The 19272-nt window shown below is 66.9% G+C and carries 33 protein-coding genes; 31 read left to right on the forward strand and 2 right to left on the reverse strand.

Annotated features, from left to right (window positions below; translation table 11 throughout):
- Positions 1–6: 6 nt before the first annotated feature.
- The 12 genes from ABGB08_RS14600 (at position 7) to ABGB08_RS14655 (ending at position 4798) form a co-directional block, all read left to right on the forward strand.
- Positions 7–570, forward strand: a complete 564-nt coding sequence (locus tag ABGB08_RS14600) for a hypothetical protein (protein WP_347590391.1) — start codon at positions 7–9, stop codon at positions 568–570.
- The gene (locus ABGB08_RS14605) at positions 567–713 is read left to right on the forward strand and encodes a hypothetical protein (protein ID WP_347590393.1); all 147 of its coding nucleotides are present in this window, start codon (positions 567–569) and stop codon (positions 711–713) included. The genes ABGB08_RS14600 and ABGB08_RS14605 overlap by 4 nt, the downstream gene beginning before the upstream one ends.
- Positions 710–1051 (forward strand): hypothetical protein, encoded by a 342-nt coding sequence (locus ABGB08_RS14610; protein WP_347590395.1) that lies wholly within the window; start codon positions 710–712, stop codon positions 1049–1051. Before ABGB08_RS14605 ends, ABGB08_RS14610 begins: the two co-directional genes overlap by 4 nt.
- A complete protein-coding gene (locus tag ABGB08_RS14615) occupies positions 1048–1638 on the forward strand; it encodes a hypothetical protein (protein ID WP_347590397.1) in 591 nt (196 codons plus the stop codon). The genes ABGB08_RS14610 and ABGB08_RS14615 overlap by 4 nt, the downstream gene beginning before the upstream one ends.
- Entirely contained in the window at positions 1635–2033 is a 399-nt protein-coding gene (locus tag ABGB08_RS14620) for a hypothetical protein (RefSeq protein ID WP_347590399.1), read from the forward strand. Before ABGB08_RS14615 ends, ABGB08_RS14620 begins: the two co-directional genes overlap by 4 nt.
- The gene (locus tag ABGB08_RS14625) at positions 2030–2260 is read left to right on the forward strand and encodes a hypothetical protein (RefSeq protein ID WP_347590401.1); all 231 of its coding nucleotides are present in this window, start codon (positions 2030–2032) and stop codon (positions 2258–2260) included. Before ABGB08_RS14620 ends, ABGB08_RS14625 begins: the two co-directional genes overlap by 4 nt.
- Positions 2257–2580 carry a hypothetical protein gene (locus ABGB08_RS14630; protein WP_347590403.1) on the forward strand — a complete coding sequence of 108 codons (324 nt, stop codon included), beginning with the start codon at positions 2257–2259 and terminating at the stop codon, positions 2578–2580. The genes ABGB08_RS14625 and ABGB08_RS14630 overlap by 4 nt, the downstream gene beginning before the upstream one ends.
- A 108-nt stretch (positions 2581–2688) precedes the next feature.
- A complete protein-coding gene (locus tag ABGB08_RS14635; RefSeq protein ID WP_347590405.1) occupies positions 2689–2862 on the forward strand; it encodes a hypothetical protein in 174 nt (57 codons plus the stop codon).
- On the forward strand, positions 2852–3367 hold the full coding sequence (locus ABGB08_RS14640) for a hypothetical protein (protein WP_347590407.1): 516 nt from the start codon (positions 2852–2854) through the stop codon (positions 3365–3367). The genes ABGB08_RS14635 and ABGB08_RS14640 overlap by 11 nt, the downstream gene beginning before the upstream one ends.
- A 65-nt stretch (positions 3368–3432) precedes the next feature.
- On the forward strand, positions 3433–3912 hold the full coding sequence (locus tag ABGB08_RS14645) for a hypothetical protein (protein ID WP_347590409.1): 480 nt from the start codon (positions 3433–3435) through the stop codon (positions 3910–3912).
- 5 nt (positions 3913–3917) lie between these two features.
- Positions 3918–4271 (forward strand): hypothetical protein, encoded by a 354-nt coding sequence (locus ABGB08_RS14650; protein ID WP_347590411.1) that lies wholly within the window; start codon positions 3918–3920, stop codon positions 4269–4271.
- Between the two features lie 8 nt (positions 4272–4279).
- A complete protein-coding gene (locus ABGB08_RS14655; RefSeq protein WP_347590413.1) occupies positions 4280–4798 on the forward strand; it encodes a hypothetical protein in 519 nt (172 codons plus the stop codon).
- Positions 4799–4958: 160 nt separating this feature from the next.
- On the opposite strand, the gene ABGB08_RS14660 is transcribed toward ABGB08_RS14655, so the two are convergent.
- On the reverse strand, positions 4959–5144 hold the full coding sequence (locus ABGB08_RS14660; RefSeq protein ID WP_347590415.1) for a hypothetical protein: 186 nt from the start codon (positions 5142–5144) through the stop codon (positions 4959–4961).
- Between the two features lie 132 nt (positions 5145–5276).
- On the opposite strand from ABGB08_RS14660, the gene ABGB08_RS14665 reads away from it, so the two are divergent.
- From ABGB08_RS14665 to ABGB08_RS14740, 16 genes are all read left to right on the forward strand, one after another.
- The gene (locus ABGB08_RS14665; protein ID WP_347590417.1) at positions 5277–6215 is read left to right on the forward strand and encodes a GIY-YIG nuclease family protein; all 939 of its coding nucleotides are present in this window, start codon (positions 5277–5279) and stop codon (positions 6213–6215) included.
- A gap of 70 nt (positions 6216–6285) precedes the next feature.
- The gene (locus ABGB08_RS14670) at positions 6286–7392 is read left to right on the forward strand and encodes a hypothetical protein (protein WP_347590419.1); all 1107 of its coding nucleotides are present in this window, start codon (positions 6286–6288) and stop codon (positions 7390–7392) included.
- Complete coding sequence (locus ABGB08_RS14675; RefSeq protein ID WP_347590421.1) at positions 7389–8297, forward strand: AAA family ATPase; 909 nt, start codon at positions 7389–7391, stop codon at positions 8295–8297. The genes ABGB08_RS14670 and ABGB08_RS14675 overlap by 4 nt, the downstream gene beginning before the upstream one ends.
- Positions 8297–8596, forward strand: coding sequence for a hypothetical protein (locus ABGB08_RS14680; RefSeq protein ID WP_347590423.1), 300 nt, complete (start codon positions 8297–8299; stop codon positions 8594–8596). Before ABGB08_RS14675 ends, ABGB08_RS14680 begins: the two co-directional genes overlap by 1 nt.
- Positions 8596–8934, forward strand: a complete 339-nt coding sequence (locus tag ABGB08_RS14685; RefSeq protein ID WP_347590425.1) for a hypothetical protein — start codon at positions 8596–8598, stop codon at positions 8932–8934. The genes ABGB08_RS14680 and ABGB08_RS14685 overlap by 1 nt, the downstream gene beginning before the upstream one ends.
- A complete protein-coding gene (locus ABGB08_RS14690) occupies positions 8931–9281 on the forward strand; it encodes a hypothetical protein (protein ID WP_347590427.1) in 351 nt (116 codons plus the stop codon). Before ABGB08_RS14685 ends, ABGB08_RS14690 begins: the two co-directional genes overlap by 4 nt.
- Positions 9282–9534: 253 nt before the next feature.
- Positions 9535–9720: a hypothetical protein gene (locus ABGB08_RS14695; protein WP_347590429.1), complete on the forward strand. Its 186-nt coding sequence runs from the start codon at positions 9535–9537 to the stop codon at positions 9718–9720.
- The gene (locus ABGB08_RS14700) at positions 9717–10226 is read left to right on the forward strand and encodes an HAD domain-containing protein (RefSeq protein ID WP_347590430.1); all 510 of its coding nucleotides are present in this window, start codon (positions 9717–9719) and stop codon (positions 10224–10226) included. The genes ABGB08_RS14695 and ABGB08_RS14700 overlap by 4 nt, the downstream gene beginning before the upstream one ends.
- A gap of 118 nt (positions 10227–10344) precedes the next feature.
- Positions 10345–10890, forward strand: coding sequence for a hypothetical protein (locus ABGB08_RS14705; protein ID WP_347590432.1), 546 nt, complete (start codon positions 10345–10347; stop codon positions 10888–10890).
- The gene (locus ABGB08_RS14710) at positions 10883–11674 is read left to right on the forward strand and encodes a WhiB family transcriptional regulator (protein ID WP_347590434.1); all 792 of its coding nucleotides are present in this window, start codon (positions 10883–10885) and stop codon (positions 11672–11674) included. Before ABGB08_RS14705 ends, ABGB08_RS14710 begins: the two co-directional genes overlap by 8 nt.
- 184 nt (positions 11675–11858) lie before the next feature.
- Positions 11859–12410 carry a hypothetical protein gene (locus ABGB08_RS14715; RefSeq protein WP_347590436.1) on the forward strand — a complete coding sequence of 184 codons (552 nt, stop codon included), beginning with the start codon at positions 11859–11861 and terminating at the stop codon, positions 12408–12410.
- Positions 12407–12886, forward strand: coding sequence for an SLOG family protein (locus ABGB08_RS14720; protein ID WP_347590438.1), 480 nt, complete (start codon positions 12407–12409; stop codon positions 12884–12886). The genes ABGB08_RS14715 and ABGB08_RS14720 overlap by 4 nt, the downstream gene beginning before the upstream one ends.
- Complete coding sequence (locus tag ABGB08_RS14725; RefSeq protein WP_347590440.1) at positions 12883–13482, forward strand: hypothetical protein; 600 nt, start codon at positions 12883–12885, stop codon at positions 13480–13482. Before ABGB08_RS14720 ends, ABGB08_RS14725 begins: the two co-directional genes overlap by 4 nt.
- Complete coding sequence (locus tag ABGB08_RS14730; protein WP_347590442.1) at positions 13479–13673, forward strand: hypothetical protein; 195 nt, start codon at positions 13479–13481, stop codon at positions 13671–13673. Before ABGB08_RS14725 ends, ABGB08_RS14730 begins: the two co-directional genes overlap by 4 nt.
- Positions 13670–14674, forward strand: a complete 1005-nt coding sequence (locus tag ABGB08_RS14735) for a hypothetical protein (protein ID WP_347590444.1) — start codon at positions 13670–13672, stop codon at positions 14672–14674. The genes ABGB08_RS14730 and ABGB08_RS14735 overlap by 4 nt, the downstream gene beginning before the upstream one ends.
- Before the next feature lie 124 nt (positions 14675–14798).
- The gene (locus ABGB08_RS14740; RefSeq protein WP_347590446.1) at positions 14799–15668 is read left to right on the forward strand and encodes a hypothetical protein; all 870 of its coding nucleotides are present in this window, start codon (positions 14799–14801) and stop codon (positions 15666–15668) included.
- A 64-nt stretch (positions 15669–15732) separates the two neighbouring features.
- Here the strand turns inward: ABGB08_RS14740 and ABGB08_RS14745 are convergent, their stop codons facing one another.
- Positions 15733–16008 (reverse strand): hypothetical protein, encoded by a 276-nt coding sequence (locus ABGB08_RS14745; RefSeq protein WP_347590448.1) that lies wholly within the window; start codon positions 16006–16008, stop codon positions 15733–15735.
- A 196-nt stretch (positions 16009–16204) separates the two neighbouring features.
- Here ABGB08_RS14745 and ABGB08_RS14750 point away from each other — a divergent pair, with 196 nt between their 5' ends.
- Genes ABGB08_RS14750 through ABGB08_RS14760 form a run of 3 tightly spaced genes read left to right on the forward strand, consistent with a single transcriptional unit; the run spans position 16205 to position 19271 of the window.
- A complete protein-coding gene (locus ABGB08_RS14750; protein ID WP_347590450.1) occupies positions 16205–16789 on the forward strand; it encodes a hypothetical protein in 585 nt (194 codons plus the stop codon).
- Complete coding sequence (locus ABGB08_RS14755) at positions 16789–17679, forward strand: hypothetical protein (protein WP_347590452.1); 891 nt, start codon at positions 16789–16791, stop codon at positions 17677–17679. Before ABGB08_RS14750 ends, ABGB08_RS14755 begins: the two co-directional genes overlap by 1 nt.
- Positions 17679–19271: an AAA family ATPase gene (locus tag ABGB08_RS14760; protein WP_347590454.1), complete on the forward strand. Its 1593-nt coding sequence runs from the start codon at positions 17679–17681 to the stop codon at positions 19269–19271. Before ABGB08_RS14755 ends, ABGB08_RS14760 begins: the two co-directional genes overlap by 1 nt.
- Position 19272 lies beyond the last annotated feature (1 nt).

The following is a 19272-nucleotide window of genomic DNA, read 5'->3' on the forward strand; positions in this document are numbered from 1 at the left end:
CATGTCATGTCCAAGACCAGCGTCCATCCCTACCCGACCGATCAGCAGCCGCTACCGGGGCCTAAAGCCTTGACCGCCAACGCCGCCAACGACCTCCGCCTCCTTCTCCAGCAGGCCGAAGGCGAGCGGGAGCGCGTAGCCGCCAAGCGCGCCGACATGTGGCTGCGGATCGAGCAGGCCCGCGCCGAATGTGAGCGGTTCGTGGCCGCGATGCACGAAGAGATCGACTCCACGGACACGATCCTCGCCGAGTTGGACGGGACGGCTGACCGGTACCGGCAGCGTCTCGGCTCGCAGGCCACGCTCGACACCTCGCAGGGTGACAGGGTTGTCCACTCTGCCACCTGGAACGGCAACGGCGCGCCGGAGACGGGCAGTATCGCCGCTGTTGACCCGTTCGCGGACAACCAGCCGGACGGGCACTGCATCCGATGCGGCCAGCCCGTCTGGCGGGTTCCGGCGTCGCCGACCAATCCGCGCGGTGCGACCCACTCTTTCGGCGCGACGTGCGACCCCGACAGCCCCGACTCCGAGGTGGCGGATCTCGGGGAGCAGGCGGTGGCGTCGTGAGCGCGCTCAGGTCCGCCGTGAAGACGGTCCGCTGGCTCGCCAACGGCTGCCCCAAGGGCAAGCGCCGCATGACCGAGCAGGCCGTACCGGACGCACACCTGGCCTACGAACTCCCCAACCAGAGCAACGGAGACGATCAGTGAGCCGCTACAAGATCCCCAACGCCCCCGACTCCCCGGACGGTCGCGTGACCACAGTCGGATGGGACGCACCTCTGAGCACCTTCTTCGCGATGGCGTTCGACCCGCCCGCCTCCGGCGAGGAGTTCGACGACGAGATCGAAGTGTTCTGGGTCGGCGGCATGCCGGGCGAGATCCCGGCCGTAGTCGCTCTGGAATCGGCTCTGTCCGTCCACGGGGTGACCCTGCCCGCCGACGTGCGGGCGGCACTGGGAGCGGACAGGGCGCGTGAAGGCGACCGCTCCCAGGTGCACCCGAGCGCTCGTCTGATCGAGGCCATGCGGTCGGGTGATGTCCGATGAGCCACGACTACGACGACGAGTACGGCCGCCCCCAAAGCTTCAACGACAAGCCCCGCGAGAAGTCGTACTGGGCGCAGAAGGCCGGGCGCGTCAAGGCGGCACTCAACGCCTACCTGGACGGAAAGCCGGAGAAAGGTCCGGTCACCCACAGCGTGATCGACCTTGAGGACTGCCTGCTCGATGAGGGCTTGCTGGTCCTGCCCCGCGCCACTGGCCACGGCAAGTACCGGGTACTCGCGGACGGCAAACCGGTCCCGCTGGTCGGCCGCGATGTCGGCGAGTCAGGTCCGATGGACGCCGAAGAGGCAGCCGAGGCGTTCCTACTTGCAGCCGCCAAGGACGACGGCGCGGCGATCATGGTCCGTCCCGCCACCAACGACGAGTTGGTCATCTCGGCCGTCACCGGCGACCCGGTCGTTAAGCCGGAACCGGTGAAGATCGCCGTCCACAACTTCCGCATCGAGGTGGACGACAACCTAGGGGCGCTCGCGCTCCGAGCCTGGGACGTGAACGGCAACGCCGTGCTGCTGGCAATGGACGACGCCACACGGATGGAACTCTCCGAAGCGCTGGACGGTGCGCTGTGAGCAACAACTACCCGTGGATCCCCGACGGCAGCAGCGCCGGAGACTGGCAGTCCTCCATCGAGGTCGGTGCACGCGACACCGGCACCGCCGAGCCGCTGTCCGTCGCCGCCGACCCGATCACGGTGGCCCACGTAGCCGCCGTGGACTGCTACGCCATCTCCTACCACGACCAGCCGTGGAAGCCCGGTGACCCTGTCGGCTCCGAACTGGAGTTGACCGCGATCCTGCGTCTTACCGATGGCCGCTGGGCATCAGTGGAGTCCTGGAACGACTACACGGGGTGGGACTGCCGGGACGGGTCGACGATCCGCATCGGCGCCGACCGGGACTCGGTGATCCGTTGGGGTCTCACGGAGTCGGGACGCGCCCGGCTCGGCTTGGGCGGTGTCCTGTGAAGCGCCCCGGCTGGCTGACCCCGAAGCGGGCCGCTGGGCTCTGGGTCGCCTTCTGGTCCGCCTGCATTCCGTCCGACGTCTTCGTCTGCCTACTCGCCGCATCCAATGACGTGGCGGCGGCTGCCTACTTCTTCGGCGCTGCCGCTGCCGGGTCGCTCGCGCTGCTCGTCGTCGATCTCCGGCACCTGATCGCGCTCCACTCCCAGAGCGGGAGGGCGGAGCGATGACCGCGAGCATCTCGTGGCGGACCGTAGCGGGAGACCTGTCCCCGCTGCTGGGCCTGGTCGTCGCACTCGCCGGCTGGTCGTGGATCCCGCTCGACACCTGGTGGGCGTTCGCTTTCGCCGCTCCCGCCTCAGTGCTGATGTGGACCGGGACGGAGCGGCTTCGCCGGGTGCGTGCCGAGCGGGACAACTACAGGGCGGCGGCGGTGGCCCTGGTCTGCGAGTACGACCTAACCAGCCCGGACGCGCCCGCCGACTCCCTGGACTACATCCCTGCCGACGTACTGGCAGAAGCACGCAAGCCGGTGGAGGTGGCGAACTGATGGGCAACCACACGCGCTACGACGGCGAGATCGCCATCAGCCCGCCTATCCCGTGGGGGCTGATCAAGGACAGCATCTTCGCCAATCAGGACAGGCGACCTGTGGCGGGTGGCGATCCGCGACGGCCAAGCGGTCCGTGTAGAGGTGCGGCTGGTGTGGCCTGAGGACGACATCCCGACCGCTGAAGAGGCCGCCGCGATGCGCGCCGAACTGGCTCGCCTCCGCCAGCGCTTGGACGACATGAACCAGGACGCCATGGAGGAGAAGACCCGTGAGCACTGAGCCCATGAGCCCCAAGCGGTTGGAAGGGATCCGCGCGAGGGAAGCGGCTGCCACTCCCGGACCGTGGGAGTCCGTCGTGGACAACCACGGACACGGCCAAGTGGACGTGAGCGTGTGGTCCGACACGATCGGCTACTACCTGGTGGAGAAGGTCGCCAGCGGGTCGAATCACTTCGCCGATGGCGCGTTTATCGCTGGCGCTCGCAGTGATGTGCCCGATCTGGTCGCCGAAGTGGACCGCCTACGGACCGCGATGCGTCTCTCGTTCTCTCCCTCCCTGTACCTGGAGATCCAAGAGGTACTGGACAAAGCCCACGGCAGCGGAGAAGGCGACGGGGCGGGGGCGGGTGTCGTCGCTGATGTCTGGCTGCTGATTGAGCAGCGGGACAGAGCCCGCGCTGAGAACGAGCGTCTCCGCTCTGGCATAGCCGACGCCATCCGAGACGTGGACGTCCAAGCGAGTTGGCACCAGACGCTCCAACAGCTGATCGCCAACCAGACCTAGCCCTTCGCGGAGTCCCGCCCGACCAAAGCAGGCGGGACTCCGCCATCAACCTAACGGAGACCGAAATGGGACAGTCACCTACCGCCAAACTCATCTACGGATACGACCTAGACGGCAGCAGCGAATGGAAGATCGAGGAGGTCAGCGAGGACGGCGAACTGAAACTGTCGTGGTTCTCGCAGGACTGGGACGACGAGGACGCCGAAGAGCGCGACTTCATCACCGAAGCGGAGAAGCGGCTGCTGGCTTCCGTCGGCTTCACCGAGACGGACTGGCGGGCAGACGGTTACTTCGCCCGCGAGAAGGAAGCCGCAGCCCGTCTTGGTGTGGACTTCGAGTGGTACGCCTACGAGCCCGGAGCGGTCGTCCTCGCCGCGAAAGTGGTCGAAGTCGACTGGGGCAGCATCCCCGTCGATCTGGCCGCGCTGACCGCTGAAGCCGCCGCGTCCGATTGGGACGCCAAGCTTGACGCCGCCTGCCGCGCTCTGGACATGACTCCTACTCAGGAGCGTCCGGGCTGGCTTCTCTGCGCGCAGTACGGCTGACGCGGATGGACACGAACATGACCCCGCCGCAGGAGATGCGCGCCGCCGCAGACCTGATCGACTCCCGCGTCCGCGACTTCATCGCCGAAGAAGTCCGCAGCCCGTACTGGCAGGGCGGCAACTGGGCGCAGGGCGTGGACAACGCGATGGGCGGTGCTGGCGGACGTCTGGCCGCGCTGTTCACTCCCGAGGTGGCCGCGCAGACTTCCGGCTGGCTGAAGCGGTCGGCGAAGACCTGGGACGCCGAAGTCAAGCACGACGAACTTCACGACACCTGTAACGGCGCGGTCGGCGAGGACTGCTGGTGCTTCGACCGTCCCATCGGTGTGGCCCGCGCACTCCTGGCGGGTGCCAAGTGAAGCCCTACATGCCTTCTCTCGGCTTCTCGGCGTGGCTGTGCGCCCTCGTCTTCGTCGGACTCACCAACGGCTCTTGGGCTTCCGTTCTGGTCTTCACCTTGACCTGTGCGGTGTGCGTCATCGTCGGCGTAGTCGTTGGAGCCGAGCGCCCACGGCCGCAGATGGCGACGCTGGCCGAGCACGCCAAGGCGCGGCTGGACGCCGAGCGTGAACGTGACGCCGCGCTGGACGCCTTGAAGGCCGTCGATGCGGCCCACCAGTCCGAAGACCCGGTAGAGATCGCCGCCGCTGTGGATGCTGCCCGCTGGGTGCTGTCCGGTGGCGACTACACCGGACGGCTGCGAGCGGCCACGCAAGCGTTGGAGAACGAACTCGCCGGCGCGTCCGTGGACGAGCACGCCAAGCAAGCCCCCGGGATGGTGTGGCACTCGGATCTGGACGACGTGGCGATGGGCGGGCGGCTTATCGCGGCCATGACGGAAGAGGTTGAGGTCGTCTACCGAGACCGCCGGGAGACGCCGTGGTAGAGCCTCGCGACCGAGACGACGAACTCGCCTGCGACTGCCCTTGGTGGAGGTGTTCGGCCTCGCTGTCCGCATACGCCGCGCTTGTGGGAGCGGTCGTTCTTGCTGTGGTCGTCGTGGTGCTGGTGGTGGCGTCGTGAGCGGGCTAGTCGGGGATGCGGCGTCAGGACTGGACTTTGCCATCACGGATCTTGGCGATGTACTCGCGCGTCCAGTCGACGCTACGGCCGATCTCAGACGGGCCACGCCCCGCAGCAAGGTGCTTGCGGATGCCCGCGAAGAGAGCCGCGCGTGCGCGGTCGTAGTCGTCGCGAAGCTGCCGCAACTCCGGGATCTCTTCCTTCGCCATGGGCGCATGGTCTCACAACATCGTGCGCTCCCAAAGGACGCGAACCCAGTTGGCATCTGTCACCCAATCCCGATAGCGTCGACACTGTTCGCGAACAACGTTCGCATGGAAGCCGGAGTCAAAGGGAGTGTCATGGATCAGGAGCGTCGTGCGAAGTGGCGTCGCGACTACGAGAACTGCATCTACGCGATCGAGTTCTCCTCTGGCGTGGTGAAGGTGGGCAGGACTAACGACACGACGAAGCGGCTCGCGGCGCACCGCAAAGACGCAGCCCAGCACCATGTGGAGATCACGCGCACATGGTTCTCGCCGGGGCACCACACATACCTCGACAACGAAACCGCACTCATCGGCTTCTGCGCGGAGCGCTGGCCTGCCGCTAGCGGTCGGGAGTACTTCGGCGGAGCCGACTTCGATTCGGTCGTCGCCTATGCCAGCGACCTGCCGATGCCGCAGTTGACCGACGCCGAACTCGATCAGCGCTTGATGCGGGAGCACCGCGCACTTGCCGCCAGCCCGCCACTCGGCGTGCAGATCTGGAACGCCTTCGCACGGCACCGGGAACACGCCCAAGAAGAGGCAGATGCCCACGAGTACGACGAAGACTTCGTCCTCCTTGAAGATGTCGCTCCCCTGTACGAAGAGGTCGAGTCGGTCACTGCCCGCTCCATGGCCAAGCACTACGCCGCAGATGCCTTGGTGCAGCATCTCCTTCGATACAAACTCGACTCCCGGACTGGCCCGATCGACTGGCAAGAGGCGCTTCATCGGTCGCGTCACGCGTTCAGAATGACGTTCCTGCTCAGAAGTCTGATCGCGCTGGTCGGTGAAGAGGCCGCCGATGCGGTCGCGCGCGACCTCTGGGATGACCGCTGCGGCGAGTACGGGGACGAACTGAACCGCTGGGTCATAGAGGACGGGATCGACCCCGCCGTCCTCTTCGACATGGCCCGCCGCGCCCACCAGCAGATCTACAAGGCGAGGGCAGAGGTGCGGTGCGCGGAAGAGTCGCTAGCCCGCGTCTGGACCGGGCGCGACTCGCAGGGCTCCCTCCTTGGCGGCGAGTCCTGATGGCCGCGCAGTTACAGGTGGCCGTGGAGCCGATGGGCTGGCCCGAACTTCCCCTTGAAGGTGACCAGTCATGACGCGTCTGCACATTGCCGACCTGTTCGACCCGTGCGATCTTGACGAAGCGATCGAGAACGGTTTCGTCCGCGTTCAGGTCCACCCTGACGAGCCGCTCAAGATCTACAACTACACGGAGCGCGCCCAGTTCGCACAGGAGTGGAACGACGTCACGCTCGCCTGCCGTGGCCTGATCGTGGACGACTCCGGATGGGTCCGCGCTCTACCCTTCGGAAAATTCTTCAACTATGGCCAGGAGCAGACGGGGCCGCTCGACCTGAACGGCAAGGCCGTGGTCGTGGACAAGATGGATGGCTCGCTCGGCATCCTTTACCCGACGCCGGTCGGCTGGTCGATCGCCACGCGCGGCTCGTTCACAAGCGACCAGGCCAAGCACGCGACCGACCTGTTTCACGAGCGCTACAAGGGCTTCGAGCCGCCATCGGGCGTGACGGCACTGTTCGAGATCGTGTTCCCGGAGAACCGAATCGTCTGCGATTACGGCGGCCTGGACGATCTGATCCTGCTCGGTGGCGTGGACATGGCCAACCGGCAGGTCCTCGGACCCCAGGACATCCCCGGCTGGGACGGCCCATCGGCAGACGTGTTCGTGGCCGCCACCCTGGGCGAAGCCCTGGCCATGCCGCCGCGCGCCGGTGCTGAAGGTCTCGTGGTCCGCATGGTCGAGACCGGCCAGATGGTGAAGATCAAGCAGTCGGATTACGTCGAACTCCACAAGGTCATCACCGGCTTGAACGCCCGGATCGTGTGGGAGGCGCTCGGCAACGGGCGGACGATCGCGGACCTGTGCGAGCCGCTGCCAGACGAGTTCCACCAGTGGGTGCGCGATCTCGCCGTCGAACTCCGCGAGCAGGCCGAGATGCGCCTGTGGTCCACGCAGACGACCTACGGGAACGTCCGGGAGAAGTTGGACCAGGCACACGCCGACGGCTGGCAGCGCAAAGAGTTCGCGATCTTCATCAGCCGGTACGTGGACGACACCGCGAAGCGCGCGTGGCTGTTCAACCTGCTGGACGGCAAGGACCCGTACCCGGCGATCTGGAAGTCGCTCCGCCCGTCCGGTGACCGTCGTCCCGTCAACTTCTCCGAGGACACCGCGTGAGCCACCTCATCATCTGCCGGGGACTCCCTGGCTCGGGGAAAACCTACTGGGCTACCCGCTGGGTGGCCGAAGACCAGGCTGCCCGCGCCCGCGTAAATCGCGACTCCTTGCGCGGCATGGTCCATGACGGCGCATGGGTGGCTGGAGTCACCGAACACCGCATCATCGCCGTCCGGGACGCTGCGATCTTGGCCCTACTGCGCAAGGGCGTGGACGTGGTTTCGGATGACACGAACCTGCCGCAGCGGACGGCGCGGGATCTCGCCAAGTTGGCGAAGCGGGTCGGAGGCACTTTCGAGATCGCTGACTTCACCGGTACGCCGCTGGACACCTGCATCGAACGGGACGCCAAGCGGGACCGCACGGTAGGCGAAGACGTCATCCGCAGCATGCACGGACGGTTCCTGAAGGGCCGGACGCTGCCTCTCCCGCTGCCGGAGGAGTGCACCGACGAGCCCGGAGAGCCGAAGCCGTACGAGCCGAAGCCGGGCACGCCGAAGGCTGTTCTGGTCGATATCGACGGCACGGTGGCGCTGATGGTGGACCGCTCGCCCTTCGATGAGACGCGCGTCCACGAAGACATCCCGAACGCGCCGGTTATCAACGTTGTCCGGGCGCTGGCGGCTGCTGGTCGCCTGATCGTCTTCATGTCGGGGCGTTCGGACGTGTGCCGCAACGCAACGGCCGAATGGCTGTCCACTCACGTCGGCGTGCCGTACGCGGGCCTTCACATGCGGGCCGCCGCCGACAAGCGCAAGGACTACATCGTCAAGGCCGAACTCTTCGACGAGCACGTCAGGGACGTCTACGACGTCGCCTGTGTTCTGGATGACCGGTCTTCGGTGGTCCAGATGTGGCGCGACCTAGGTCTGACCGTTCTCCAAGTCGCTCCCGGAGACTTCTGATGGCACGCAAGCGAAAGCGGCAGCCCGCAAGCCCGTACTACCGCTACATCAAAGGCGAACCGGTCATCACCGACGCCGGATTGGCTCTGCTGGTCGGCCTGACCGTCGAAGACGTCAAGGCCGAGCACGACCGCCAGAAGGAGTTGTTCGGCGAGGACCACGCCATGTTCCTGCCGCCCGGCTGGCAGAAGCTCGGCCGCCGCGTCCGCAAGGAGGTCTCCGCCGCTCTCGGCCACGAGCCGTCCATGAAGGAGTCCATCGACTACCTGGCCGCTAAGCAGCAGGCGGGTGAGTCCTGATGACCGACGACTACCGCAAGCGCCTCGCCGCAGCCCTCGCCCAGGCCGAATGTGAGAAGCGCCCCCGCTGCGTGGAATGCATGGGTGACGCCGTTCTGGCTGTCCGCGACGAGGAGATGGAGAAGCTCCGCGCTGAGGTCGAGAAGCTGCGGAAGCCGATTGGCGACCGCACCGATGAGCACAGCGCCAAGATCGCCGCCTGCGATCACACCTACGACGACGTCGTGGACGACGACTTCGGCGTGCGCTGCTACTGCGGCAAGTGCGGGACCCAGTACACGGGGCCGCTGACCGATGACGGCTACCCGCTCTCCACCGAAGCGGGTGGGGCGGAGTGAGCGTCTTCGACGACCGCACCCAGCGCCTCATAGATGCAGGCGTCGTGAGCATCCGTAAGCCCTGCGGCCACTGCTGGGTGTGCACCGGCCGCCTCGTCGGCGGGGGCATGTCCTGCGACGGCGAGGCGGAAATCTCCGACGCGAAACTCATGGACGCGCTCATCGCCACACTCGCCCGAGCCGAAGAGGCCGAAGTCATCGTCGCGCGAGTCCGTAAGGCCGCCGACGAGATGGCCGCGACACCTCCCGGCTACGGCAAGCCGCCAACCGCTCGGGGGACGTGGGCTCGCGCTGGTCGCGTCATCCTCGCCGCTCTTGACGCGAAGGACGCAGGTGAGTCCCAGTGACCCACAACCCCACTACGAAGGACTCGGCTCACTCCCAAGGCTCAGACTCGCCGGGCGTGGACTCCCCGCTCACCTGTGAGTGGTGCCGTAACAGCACAGCCGTCCAGCTTTTCGCCGTCCACTACCCCACCTACGGCCGCCGCGTGTCTCTCGTGTGCGCTCCCTGCGGAGACCAGGGCGAGCCTGATGCCCGCAGCGTTCTCGGCCAGGTGTGGCGGTTCACGCTGACGCCTATCCCTGCGGGTGGTGAGTGATGTCCAAGGAACTCGCGCTCTGGCTCGGCATCGCGCTCTTGGCCGCCCTGTTCGTCACCGTCGGCACCTTCATGGTCAAAGCGCTCGGCTGGAAGGGCGCGCTCGCGGTGTGGGCAATCACGGCGGCTGGCCTGGCGGTCATCGCGGCCTCTTCGTTCCTTCTCGCCTGGGGGACGACGCCGTGACCCGCCCGCTGATCCTGCTGGACATCGATGGCTGCCTGAATCGGCTCGGCGGTCCCGCCCCCGGCTTCCAGGCGTACAAGTGCATGCTCTCCGGCCGAACGGTCAACGTGCTGCTCAACCCCGGGCACGGCCCCAAACTGCTCGAACTCGCCGACGAGACCGGGGCGGAGTTGGTGTGGGCGACGGCATGGACCTACGACGCCAACAAGACCGTCGGCCCGCTGCTCGCACTGCCCGAACTGCCGGTGATCGACGTCCACCTGACACCCGAGGACGAGCCGCCGGGCGGGACCTGGAAACTCCCGGCCGTCGCCGCGTTCGTGAATCGCCGCCCCTTCGTGTGGTTCGACGACGACTTGACGGTGCTGGATTCCCGCTGGCTTGCCGACCATCCGAACGTGGGTCCGTTCCAGGCGATCGTCACCGACGAGATGCGCGGGATCACCGACGACGACATCGCCGAAGCGGCCGAATGGCTGCACTCCCTCCGCGAGGTGGACGCGTGATCCGCCTCGCCCTCAATCCCCGCGGGTCCGCCGCCGGTACGGAGCAGATCTCCGAACCGGTTCTAGTCCCGGTTCTAAGCGCGGACCCGCGGTCCAACTCTCCCGAAGGAGCGCGCACGTGAGCACTCCCCGCGTGGTCGGGCTTGATCTGTCCCTCACCGCTACCGGCATCGCCACAGCGTCCGGGGACCTGGCCCGAGTAGACCCCAAGGACCTGCGAGGCGTCGCCCGGTTCGATCACATCCGCCTCGCGGTCGTCCCTCACGTCGACCCGGCCATGCCGTTCGACGGCTCCAAGACGGCGGACCTGGTGGTGATCGAGGGTCCTTCGTACGGGTCGATGTCCGGTGCTGGCCACCACGAGTCAGCCGGGCTGTGGTGGCACATCGTCTACCACCTGGACTGGTGGGGCATCTCGTACGCCGTCGTCCCCCCGGCGACGTTGAAGAAGTACGCCACGGGCAGCGGCAGCGCGGACAAGCCGGACATGCGGATGGCGCTGTTCAAGCGCACGGGGATCGACGAGAAGGACAACAACAAGGTAGACGCGGCTTGGCTGCGAATGGCCGGGCTCGACCATCTCGGGCATCCCGTCGTGGAGTTGCCGCAACTCCATCGCGGGGCGCTGGCCAAAGTCGCGTGGCCGGAGGTGTCCGGTGGCTGACCGTCAGAGCTCCTTGTCGCCCGCCCGTTTCCCGGAAGCGGTCGCGCTGACGGAGGGCGCCAACTCCACGCCGGAAGAGATGGAGGCGGCGCACCGGTTCGTGCGCCGCGCCGCCAACCGGCATGGCTGTACGCGGCGGAGGATGTCGGACCCGCCGTGTAGCCTGCCCGGCCACGCTGCGGACGTGTCGGCCGCGCGGGAGATGCTTGTCGCGCTCGGGCTGGTAGATGACCGGTACGCGATCGAGGTCTCCGGCAACGGCCACCGCTCGGCGCGTTGTGCGGGATGCGAGCGCAAGGTCCGGCTCTCGTCGAACGGCACCTTCTACGAGCACCCGCGATCCTCACACCTCCCAGTACGGGAGGACCGCTGCCCAGGGTCGGGACGTCCCGTAGGAGAAGCGGGAGCACCCGCACCGGTGGCCGTAGTGCCCAGGCCGGTGAGTCGCCCGCCCGTCCGCAGACTGTCCGCTGGGTCGCTGGCGTGGATGGAAGACGCCGCCTGTCGTGGCGAGTCGCTGGCCCTGTTCTTCGGCCACGAAGGCGAGAAAGCCGCCGAGAAGGCTGCCCGCGAAGAGAAGGCCAAGGCTGTCTGTGACGGCTGCTGGGCGCGCACGGAATGCCTCCTGCACGCCCTGTCCTATCCCGAACGGTCGGGTGTGTGGGCGGGACTGGGAGAGGACGAGCGGGACGCCGAACGGCGTAGGTGGATGCGGCGAGAGGCCGACGCGCGGTCTAAGGCCGCGCAAGCCGAAGCCGCTCAAGTCGAAGCGGGTGCGGCATGACCGCCGACACCCGGGCACCCGAACCGCTGGCCGACCTCGCGGGCGACCTTGAGCGGATCTCCCGCCACCTGCCGTGCCTAGAGCGCGCGGCAGCAGACCCGAGCGGACATCCCGTAGCGAGGGTGTGGATAGCTGCTGAAGCAGACGCTCTCCGAACCGCTCTGCGACTTCTCGGCGGTGACGTGTGAGCGCCTACCTGATCGGTGCCGGGGTCGCCGGATACATGGCTGTCGGGTACTGGCTTTACGTCCCGCGAGCGGTCCGGTTGAAGACGGATCTCCTGATCGCCGAATGGCGTGAAGACGCGCACATGCGGGCAATGGAATACGACTCGACTCGGCTCAGGCACCAGCTCTTCCGCTCGGTGCGGAACGAGCGGGACCGCGAATTCCACCGCCGCTACCAAGCGGACACCGCCGCGCACGTGGAGGCGATCAGGTCTGAGCCCGTCCCAGTGGACCGGTTGCGTCGTCAGGCTGCGCGCGGATGGTGGCACTACTCGCTGACGTGGCCGCTCAACCTGACGATCCTGCTGCTGATCAAACTGTGGGACGCAGCCAAGGCCCTGTCCGCCGTGGTCTCCGACCATGCGGCTTCGCGGAGCGTGAAGCCTGAGCCCGCGCCCGTCGTGTCCGTGGCCGACCGCCTCGCCGAGATCGATCGGCAGGTTGTCCGCATCGAGAAGGAGTTGCGCGACGAGTTCGGCATCCGCTTCGACGAGGAGGCGGACGCGTGAGCGAGATTGCGAAGCCGTATCGGGTTCTGCTCACCGGCAGCAGGAACTACCTCAACCGCGATGCCATCTTGGCCACCGTCCTGGACATCTGGCACGACGCCACCGAACAAGACCGCGAAGTCGAATGGGTGCACGGCGACTGCAAGCAGGGAGCCGACGCCCTGGCCGACGAGATCCTGACCGGACTCGGGTTCACGCCCGAACGCCATCCCGCCGACTGGGATCACTGCACGGGACCGAAGTGCAAGCCCGCCCACCGTCAACGGCGTGGCCGGTCCGGCACCTGGTGCCCGACTGCGGGACTCGATCGTGACGCCCGCATGGTCGTGCTGGGGGCCGACGAGTGTGTCGCTTTCGTCGCCGACTGCGTGAAGCCCAACTGTCGCAAGCCGCAACCGCACGGCTCTCATGGGGCCAGCGAAACAGCGCGGCTGGCCGATGAGGCTGGGATCCCTGTTAGGCCGGTGGAGCCGTGAGCGTTGTCCTGGAGCCGCCGCTGACCACCTCGGGTGTCACGCCGTGGACACGCAACCTGTGGGGTGAAGCACTCGCGGTCGGGCCAAGGTTCATTCGTGGCCCGCGCAACGGGCGCTGGCACCGTCCGCGATCCGGCACGAGGCGCGAAGATCGGGTCTCCTACAACCTGTGGTGCGGACCGCACATCAAGGTCGAGGCCGGTTTCGCCGAAGCCGAAGAACTCCCGCCCGGCAGTGCTCTGTGCGGCACCTGCGATGGCCGCGCGGTCGGTGCCGGGCAAGACGCATGGATGGTCGAGGGCGGTCCGGATCTCATCTTCTCGCCGCGCCGCCTGACCGCGCCCAAGCGCTGTCCCGGCTCGCGCACCATGCTCTGCGAAGAGTTGGCGTGGAACGTCGGCAAGTGCCTGGTCTGCGGCGTCGTCACCCCCATGCGCTCTTCGGGCGGCCCGTACAACTCGCACTGGGGCATGACCAACCACGATCCCGGACCGGATCTGATCGCGGGCTGCCCGTTCCACGCGTGGCGTGAGTTGCGGCTGGTGGAGGGCGTCGTGATGTGCGGTTGCCGCATCCCTCGGGAGGTGGAGTCGTGACCGAACTCGACCGTCTCCGTGCCCGCGTAGACGAGCTTGAAAAGGCGCTCGCCGAAATCGCGGAGACCACCTCATGCCTCAGGTCGAACCGTCTCGCACACAAGGCGTTGGGTCACGTCCCTAACCCGCACACGGTGCGGCTCATGGCGGAGATCGAAGCCGACTGGGCAGCCAAACGGAGCCGGTCGTGACGCGCGGGAGCCGAGAGGTAGACGAGTTGATCCGCCAGGCCAAGCGCGACGGCTTGAAAGCGGAGCGGGTCGGCTACAGGTGGGAGGTCTCCAACCCTGCCAAGCCTGGCGCACCGCTGTCCATCCCAGCGTCGGGTGTAGGGCACAGCCTGTCAGCGGTCCGGCGTGAGTTGCGGCTACTGGCCGAGAAGCCCAACCCGATGGTGGCCGCCGTCTCTGGTCTGCCCACCGAACGAGACCTCACCGAACGAGCTCTGAGTGACTGGGACCTCGGCTCCCTGCTGATCGCAGCCGAACGGCAGGAGATCTCCATACGGGTCCGCAACGGCCTGTTGGAGGTGTCAGGCCCTCCCGAGTCCGAACCGCTCGCACGGCTGCTGCGGGACCGCGCCGGCGAAGTCCTCGCCCACCTGAACCCCCCAAACCCCCCGACTCAGGAAGTAGACGACGTGGCAAGAGTCCGAGACGTGGCCAAGATCTCCCGCCCTGCCGAAGATCTGGCGCGTGACGCCCAAGCCCTGTTCGAGATCGTCCGCGAGAAGGCCGCCGAGCAGAACGACCGGTACGGCAACAACGCCGGAATCGACGGCGTCCTGTGGGATGGCGCGCTGACCAAAGTCATGGACGAGTTCGCCAGTTGGGACGCCGAGTACCGCAGGCAGGTCGCGGGCTACTTGGAGCGGACCCGCCACACCAAATGCCAGCGCAAAGACGCCAGCCCGCCCGTGTGGTGGGTGGCGAACGCGTGGAACGACGGCGGCTTGAAGGTGACCCGCATGGCCGTCCAGCCGTCCGGCGAGGTCTCCGACGAGCAGTTGCTTGCCCTGCTGGCGGCACGCCTTCGGCAGGACCCAGGTTCCGCGGAGCGGATCGCCGAGTTGGAGACCGCGAACGCCGCGCTCCGCTCCCGGATCGAAGACCTGACCGCCCAGATCGCCGAGAAGGACAGGCGACTCGCCCAGTACGACGCTGCGGCGGCGATCTTTCGAAACGGGGCCTGAGGCCCCTGCCCCGACCTGGGGCCGCCCACAGCACGGGCGGCCCCGCCCCAACACCCAACAACAGGAAGAGGACCACCCGATGTCGATCCCAAGCCTAACCTTCGTCGCTCCCCAGGAGACGCCCGTGGACGCTTCGCCGAACCTGTCGCTGGCGGTCCAGTCCGTCACCGGGCAGCACAACCCGCGCTCCTTCGTCTCCCCTTCCGGGGTGGTGTACGAGCTGATCCACGTCACTCCGGAGATGGCCATGGAGTGGCTGGGGCTCAACACCGGTAACCGTCCTCTGCGGGCGGAGATGGTGGACCGGCTGGGCCGGGACATGATCGCCGCGCTGTTCCTGGAGAACGGCGACGCCATCCGCTTCAGCGCCTCCAAGGTTCTCCTGGACGGGCAGCACCGCCTCCACGCCCTGGCCGCCTCCGGCGTCGCGGCGTGGCTGCTGGTGGTGTCGAACCTGCCCGACCAGGCGCGCGACACCGTGGACGACGGCGCGAAGCGCACGATGGGCGACCGGCTGTCCTTCCACGGCGAGACCGACGCCTCCATCCTCGCGTCGGTGATCCGCCGCGCCCAACTGTGGAGCAAGGGCGTGCGCGCGACCAACGGGCGGTTCCAGCCGTCGGCGATGGAGGCGTTCCACTTCTTGGCCGACAACCCGGACATCCGGATGGCGGCGACTGCGGCGAGCCACTACCGGCGGGTCAAACTGCTGCGCCCGTCCACGATCGGCTTGACCTGGTGGTTGTTCGCCAAGCTGGACGGCGAGCAGTGCAAGGAGTTCTTCGACCGGCTCACCGACGGCGACTCGCTGGCGAAGAAGCACCCGATCCTGACGCTGCGCAACCGGCTGATCGAAGCCCGCGCCGCCAAGACCACCCTGCCGGAGAACCTCGCCACCGCGTTCGTGGTCAAGGCCTGGAACCGCTACCGGGAGGGCGGCGAAATGGTCGTCGTCCGCTGGGCTGAGAACGAGCGGTTCCCCGAGCCCAAGTAGTCCGCTCGTTCGTCGGGGCGGACTTAGGTCCGCCCCCTTCACCCGGAAGGAGGAGGAGATGGGATCAGGAGTCGGACGGCTTCGAGCCGGTACGGCGCGGGTGACGGCCAGGCTTCCGGTCGAGCAGCACCGTGCCCGACTTCTCGGCAGCGACTTCAAGGCGACGGACCTGTTCGCGGGTGATGGCGAGTTCTTCGGCGACGTCCTTCTGTTCAACTTCGCCAGTGGCACGAGCGGCCAGGATCTCGCGGCCGAGTTCCAACTGCGCCTCCGTGACGATTCGCCGGGCTTCGGCTTTGGCCGCATCAAGGGCGGCTTGCGCGCGGCGGATACCGGTCATGGGGTCGGACACCTCTCCATGGTTACACCTGTTGTGAGGCCAATGTATCAGAGGCATAGAAGCGCTATGCCTCTATTGATGTGGCATATACTGGATCAGGAGTCACAGCAGAACCGGGGGTTCTCCGCCCCCACCTTCCACTGATCACGAACGAGCACGGAAGGTCCTCCCGCACTTGAAGATCCAAGCCGTTCCGATGACCTACAACGGGACTACGTACCGTTCGACGCTTGAGGCTGATTGGGCTGCCACGTTCGACAGCCTGAACTGGTACTTCGAGTACGAGCCCTGGGCCGTCGACCTGGGTGACGGCACTCAATATCTGGCCGACTTCCATCTGTCCGGACAGAACGTCTGGTGCGAAGTGAAGGGCGCTCACAACGAGCGCCTGGCCAAGACCCGCAGGTTCCACCAGGCGCTCGCCGACTCCGAGCGGCCAGGCGGGGAACTTGTGGTGATCCTTCGCGCCGCAGGCGAGCCCGGCCGGTCCGCGAACTGGCAGGCCATCACCGGCGCGTACCGCAGCGTGACTGTCCAGCGATGCGGCATCTGTGCCGAGTGGTGCTTTACCCAGAACCTGGTTGATGGTCAGTTCTGCCGCCATTGCGAGGCACCCGAGGGACTGAACCCTGAGCACCAGTACATCTCGGCGATCCACGCCAAGAGCCTGGAACAGGAGCACTCCCCGGCCTTCCTGAAAGCACTCCAAGAGGACAACCCGATGTTCCGTCGGCTGCCCTTCGTTTCCGCTCCCCGTCCCACTCGGCGTGGGAGCCGTTGATGGCGACGGTCGAGATCTACATCGAATTGGTGGTCGGGTTCGCCGAAGACCCGAAAGTGCGCAGCCTCATGAAGTACGGCAGCGACATTCGAGGGCTTCGCGATCTGTACGTGCAGATGGCGTTGTACTGCAAGCGCAACCTCTCTGACGGCTTCGTGCCGGAGGAAGAGGTGGGCATTTTGGTGTACCCCGACACCTACGACAACGGCATTCGTGACGCCGAGCGACTCGTTCAGGCGGGCCTGTTGTGGCGTGCCGATGGCGGGTTCACCGTCGCTGCGTACGAGAAGCGGAATCGGAGCAAAGCCGAGGTCATCCGCATGGCCACGGACAAGGCCGCTGGTGGGTCGCTGGGTAATCACATCCGCTGGCACGACAAACTCGGCCAGTTCAAGGCTGACTGTGCTCACTGCCGATCGGATAGGGATCGCTATAGCGATCGCACCCCCGATTCGGATAGCGATCGGGATGCGATCGCAGGCGACTCGGCCACCGATCGCTCAACGACTCGGGAGGGATCGCCAGAGACAGAGACAGAGACAGAGACAGAGACAGAGACAGAAGAAAAGACTCCCCCTAGCCCCCAAGGGGGGAAGCCCGGCAAAGGCCGGGCGATTGCCGACGCCGAGTTCGACGCCTTCTGGAAGATCTACCCGCGCAAGGTCGGCAAAGGCGCTGCCCGGAAGGCGTGGGACAAGGCGATCAAGGCCGGTGCCGACCCGGAGGACATCACGGCCGGTGCGCGGAACTACGTCCGTGACCCGATTCGGCGAACCAACGAGATCCAGTTCACGGCTCACCCGTCCACGTGGCTCAACCAAGGCCGCTGGACGGACGAGGCCACGCCCACCGCCAAGCCCGGCGGCAGCGGAGGGTGGTGGAACAACTGATGGACGCCCTTCACGAACTCGTCCTGCCCCGCCTTGAGGGCATCCGCCCGCAGGCTGGCGGCTACATGGCCAAGTGCCCAGCGCACGGCGACCGTACGGCGAGTCTGTCGGTCGGGCCCGGCAAAGAGCAGCCGGTCGTCATGAACTGCCACGCCGGATGCGACCGTGACGACGTCCTGGCTGCGATCGGGCTCACGTGGGCCGACATCTGCAAGCCTCGCGAAGAGCGTGCGGAGCGCGGCGAGTGGACTCCGCGGGGCGAGGCCGTCGCCGTCTACGACTACGTAGACGAGTCCGGGACGCTGCTGTACCAGGTGTGCCGGACCGCCGACAAGCAGTTCAGCCAGCGCGTTCCGAACCCGTCCCGCAAGTCCGGGTGGGATTGGAAACTCGGCGGCGTCCGGCGCGTGCCGTACCGGCTGCCGAAGGTCATCGAAGGTGTGCGCAACGGGGACGTCATCTTCATCGTGGAAGGCGAGAAAGACGTCCACGCCCTGGAGTCCAAAGGGCTCATCGCCACCTGCAACTCCGGCGGTGCCGGGAAGTGGCGGCCGGAGTTCTGCGAGTTCCTCCGCGAAGCCGACGTCACGATCGTCGCCGACAAGGACGAGCCCGGCCAGGCCCACGCCCGGCAGGTCACCGAGATGCTGACCGGCATCGCGACCACGATCCGCCGGGTTGAAGCCGCTGCGGGCAAGGATGCCGCCGACCACATCTCGGCTGGGTTTAAGCCTCACGAATTCGTGGAGACGTGGACGTCAGAAGCTCCCGCCAAAGTGGACCTTGCGCCGGACCTGTGGGAGTTCATCGCGGTTAACGACGAGGACTTCGATTGGGTTGTCCCCGACCTTCTGGAGCGCGGCGACCGCCTGGTCTGGACTGGATTCGAGGGGCTGGGAAAGTCGGTCGCTCTGCGCCAGATGGCGGTCACGATCGCGGCGGGGTTGCACCCGTTCAAGCTTCACGAGATCCCGAAGATGCGAGTGCTGTTCATCGACTGCGAGAACTCCGAATCCCAGTCGCGGCGCAAGTTCCGCCCGCTCGCTGCCGCATCCATCACCGTTGGCCATCGGGTACCCGATGGCGCTCTACGGCTGATCCACAAGCCCGAAGGGATCGATGTCTCCCGGGCGGACGATGCCGCCTGGCTACTGGAGCGGGTGACCGCCCACAAGCCGGACGTGCTGTTTATCGGCCCCTTCTACCGACTTCACGCCGGGAACATCAACGACGAGGTGGCCGCCCGCCACACGGTCGGCGTCCTCGACAAGGCCCGCACTGCTGCGGATTGTGCGCTCGTCATCGAAGCCCACGCAGGCCATGGCGAGCACGGCAAGAACCGGTCGGTCCGCCCGGTGGGCTCAAGCCTGCTGTTGCGCTGGCCCGAGTTCGGTTTCGGCATCACCCCCGCCTACGAGCCAGAGCCCGGCGAGTCCTGCAAGACCGTCGATGTCAAGCCCTGGCGCGGCGCTCGTGAAACGCGGGATTGGCCGGTCCGGCTCACTTGGGGCGACCAAGGCAAATGGCCGTGGAAGTCGGTCTCCACATTCACCCCGGCTCCCGGCTGGGATGCCATCCGAGAGGACGACTGAG

It is taken from the genome of Acrocarpospora sp. B8E8 (assembly GCF_039871605.1).
GTDB lineage: Bacteria > Actinomycetota > Actinomycetes > Streptosporangiales > Streptosporangiaceae > Acrocarpospora > Acrocarpospora macrocephala.

Excerpts from the sequence above, each read along its gene's own strand:
- ABGB08_RS14650 (WP_347590411.1), top strand. The coding sequence starts at position 3,918 with ATGGACACGAACATGACCCCGCCGCAGGAGATGCGCGCCGCCGCAGAC.
- ABGB08_RS14670 (WP_347590419.1), top strand. The coding sequence starts at position 6,286 with ATGACGCGTCTGCACATTGCCGACCTGTTCGACCCGTGCGATCTTGAC.
- ABGB08_RS14745 (WP_347590448.1), bottom strand. The coding sequence starts at position 16,008 with ATGACCGGTATCCGCCGCGCGCAAGCCGCCCTTGATGCGGCCAAAGCC.
- ABGB08_RS14750 (WP_347590450.1), top strand. The coding sequence starts at position 16,205 with ATGACCTACAACGGGACTACGTACCGTTCGACGCTTGAGGCTGATTGG.
- ABGB08_RS14755 (WP_347590452.1), top strand. The coding sequence starts at position 16,789 with ATGGCGACGGTCGAGATCTACATCGAATTGGTGGTCGGGTTCGCCGAA.
- ABGB08_RS14665 (WP_347590417.1), top strand. The coding sequence starts at position 5,277 with ATGGATCAGGAGCGTCGTGCGAAGTGGCGTCGCGACTACGAGAACTGC.
- ABGB08_RS14680 (WP_347590423.1), top strand. The coding sequence starts at position 8,297 with ATGGCACGCAAGCGAAAGCGGCAGCCCGCAAGCCCGTACTACCGCTAC.
- ABGB08_RS14615 (WP_347590397.1), top strand. The coding sequence starts at position 1,048 with ATGAGCCACGACTACGACGACGAGTACGGCCGCCCCCAAAGCTTCAAC.
- ABGB08_RS14600 (WP_347590391.1), top strand. The coding sequence starts at position 7 with ATGTCCAAGACCAGCGTCCATCCCTACCCGACCGATCAGCAGCCGCTA.
- ABGB08_RS14695 (WP_347590429.1), top strand. The coding sequence starts at position 9,535 with ATGTCCAAGGAACTCGCGCTCTGGCTCGGCATCGCGCTCTTGGCCGCC.
- ABGB08_RS14630 (WP_347590403.1), top strand. The coding sequence starts at position 2,257 with ATGACCGCGAGCATCTCGTGGCGGACCGTAGCGGGAGACCTGTCCCCG.
- ABGB08_RS14760 (WP_347590454.1), top strand. The coding sequence starts at position 17,679 with ATGGACGCCCTTCACGAACTCGTCCTGCCCCGCCTTGAGGGCATCCGC.
- ABGB08_RS14660 (WP_347590415.1), bottom strand. The coding sequence starts at position 5,144 with ATGGCGAAGGAAGAGATCCCGGAGTTGCGGCAGCTTCGCGACGACTAC.
- ABGB08_RS14655 (WP_347590413.1), top strand. The coding sequence starts at position 4,280 with ATGCCTTCTCTCGGCTTCTCGGCGTGGCTGTGCGCCCTCGTCTTCGTC.
- ABGB08_RS14645 (WP_347590409.1), top strand. The coding sequence starts at position 3,433 with ATGGGACAGTCACCTACCGCCAAACTCATCTACGGATACGACCTAGAC.
- ABGB08_RS14685 (WP_347590425.1), top strand. The coding sequence starts at position 8,596 with ATGACCGACGACTACCGCAAGCGCCTCGCCGCAGCCCTCGCCCAGGCC.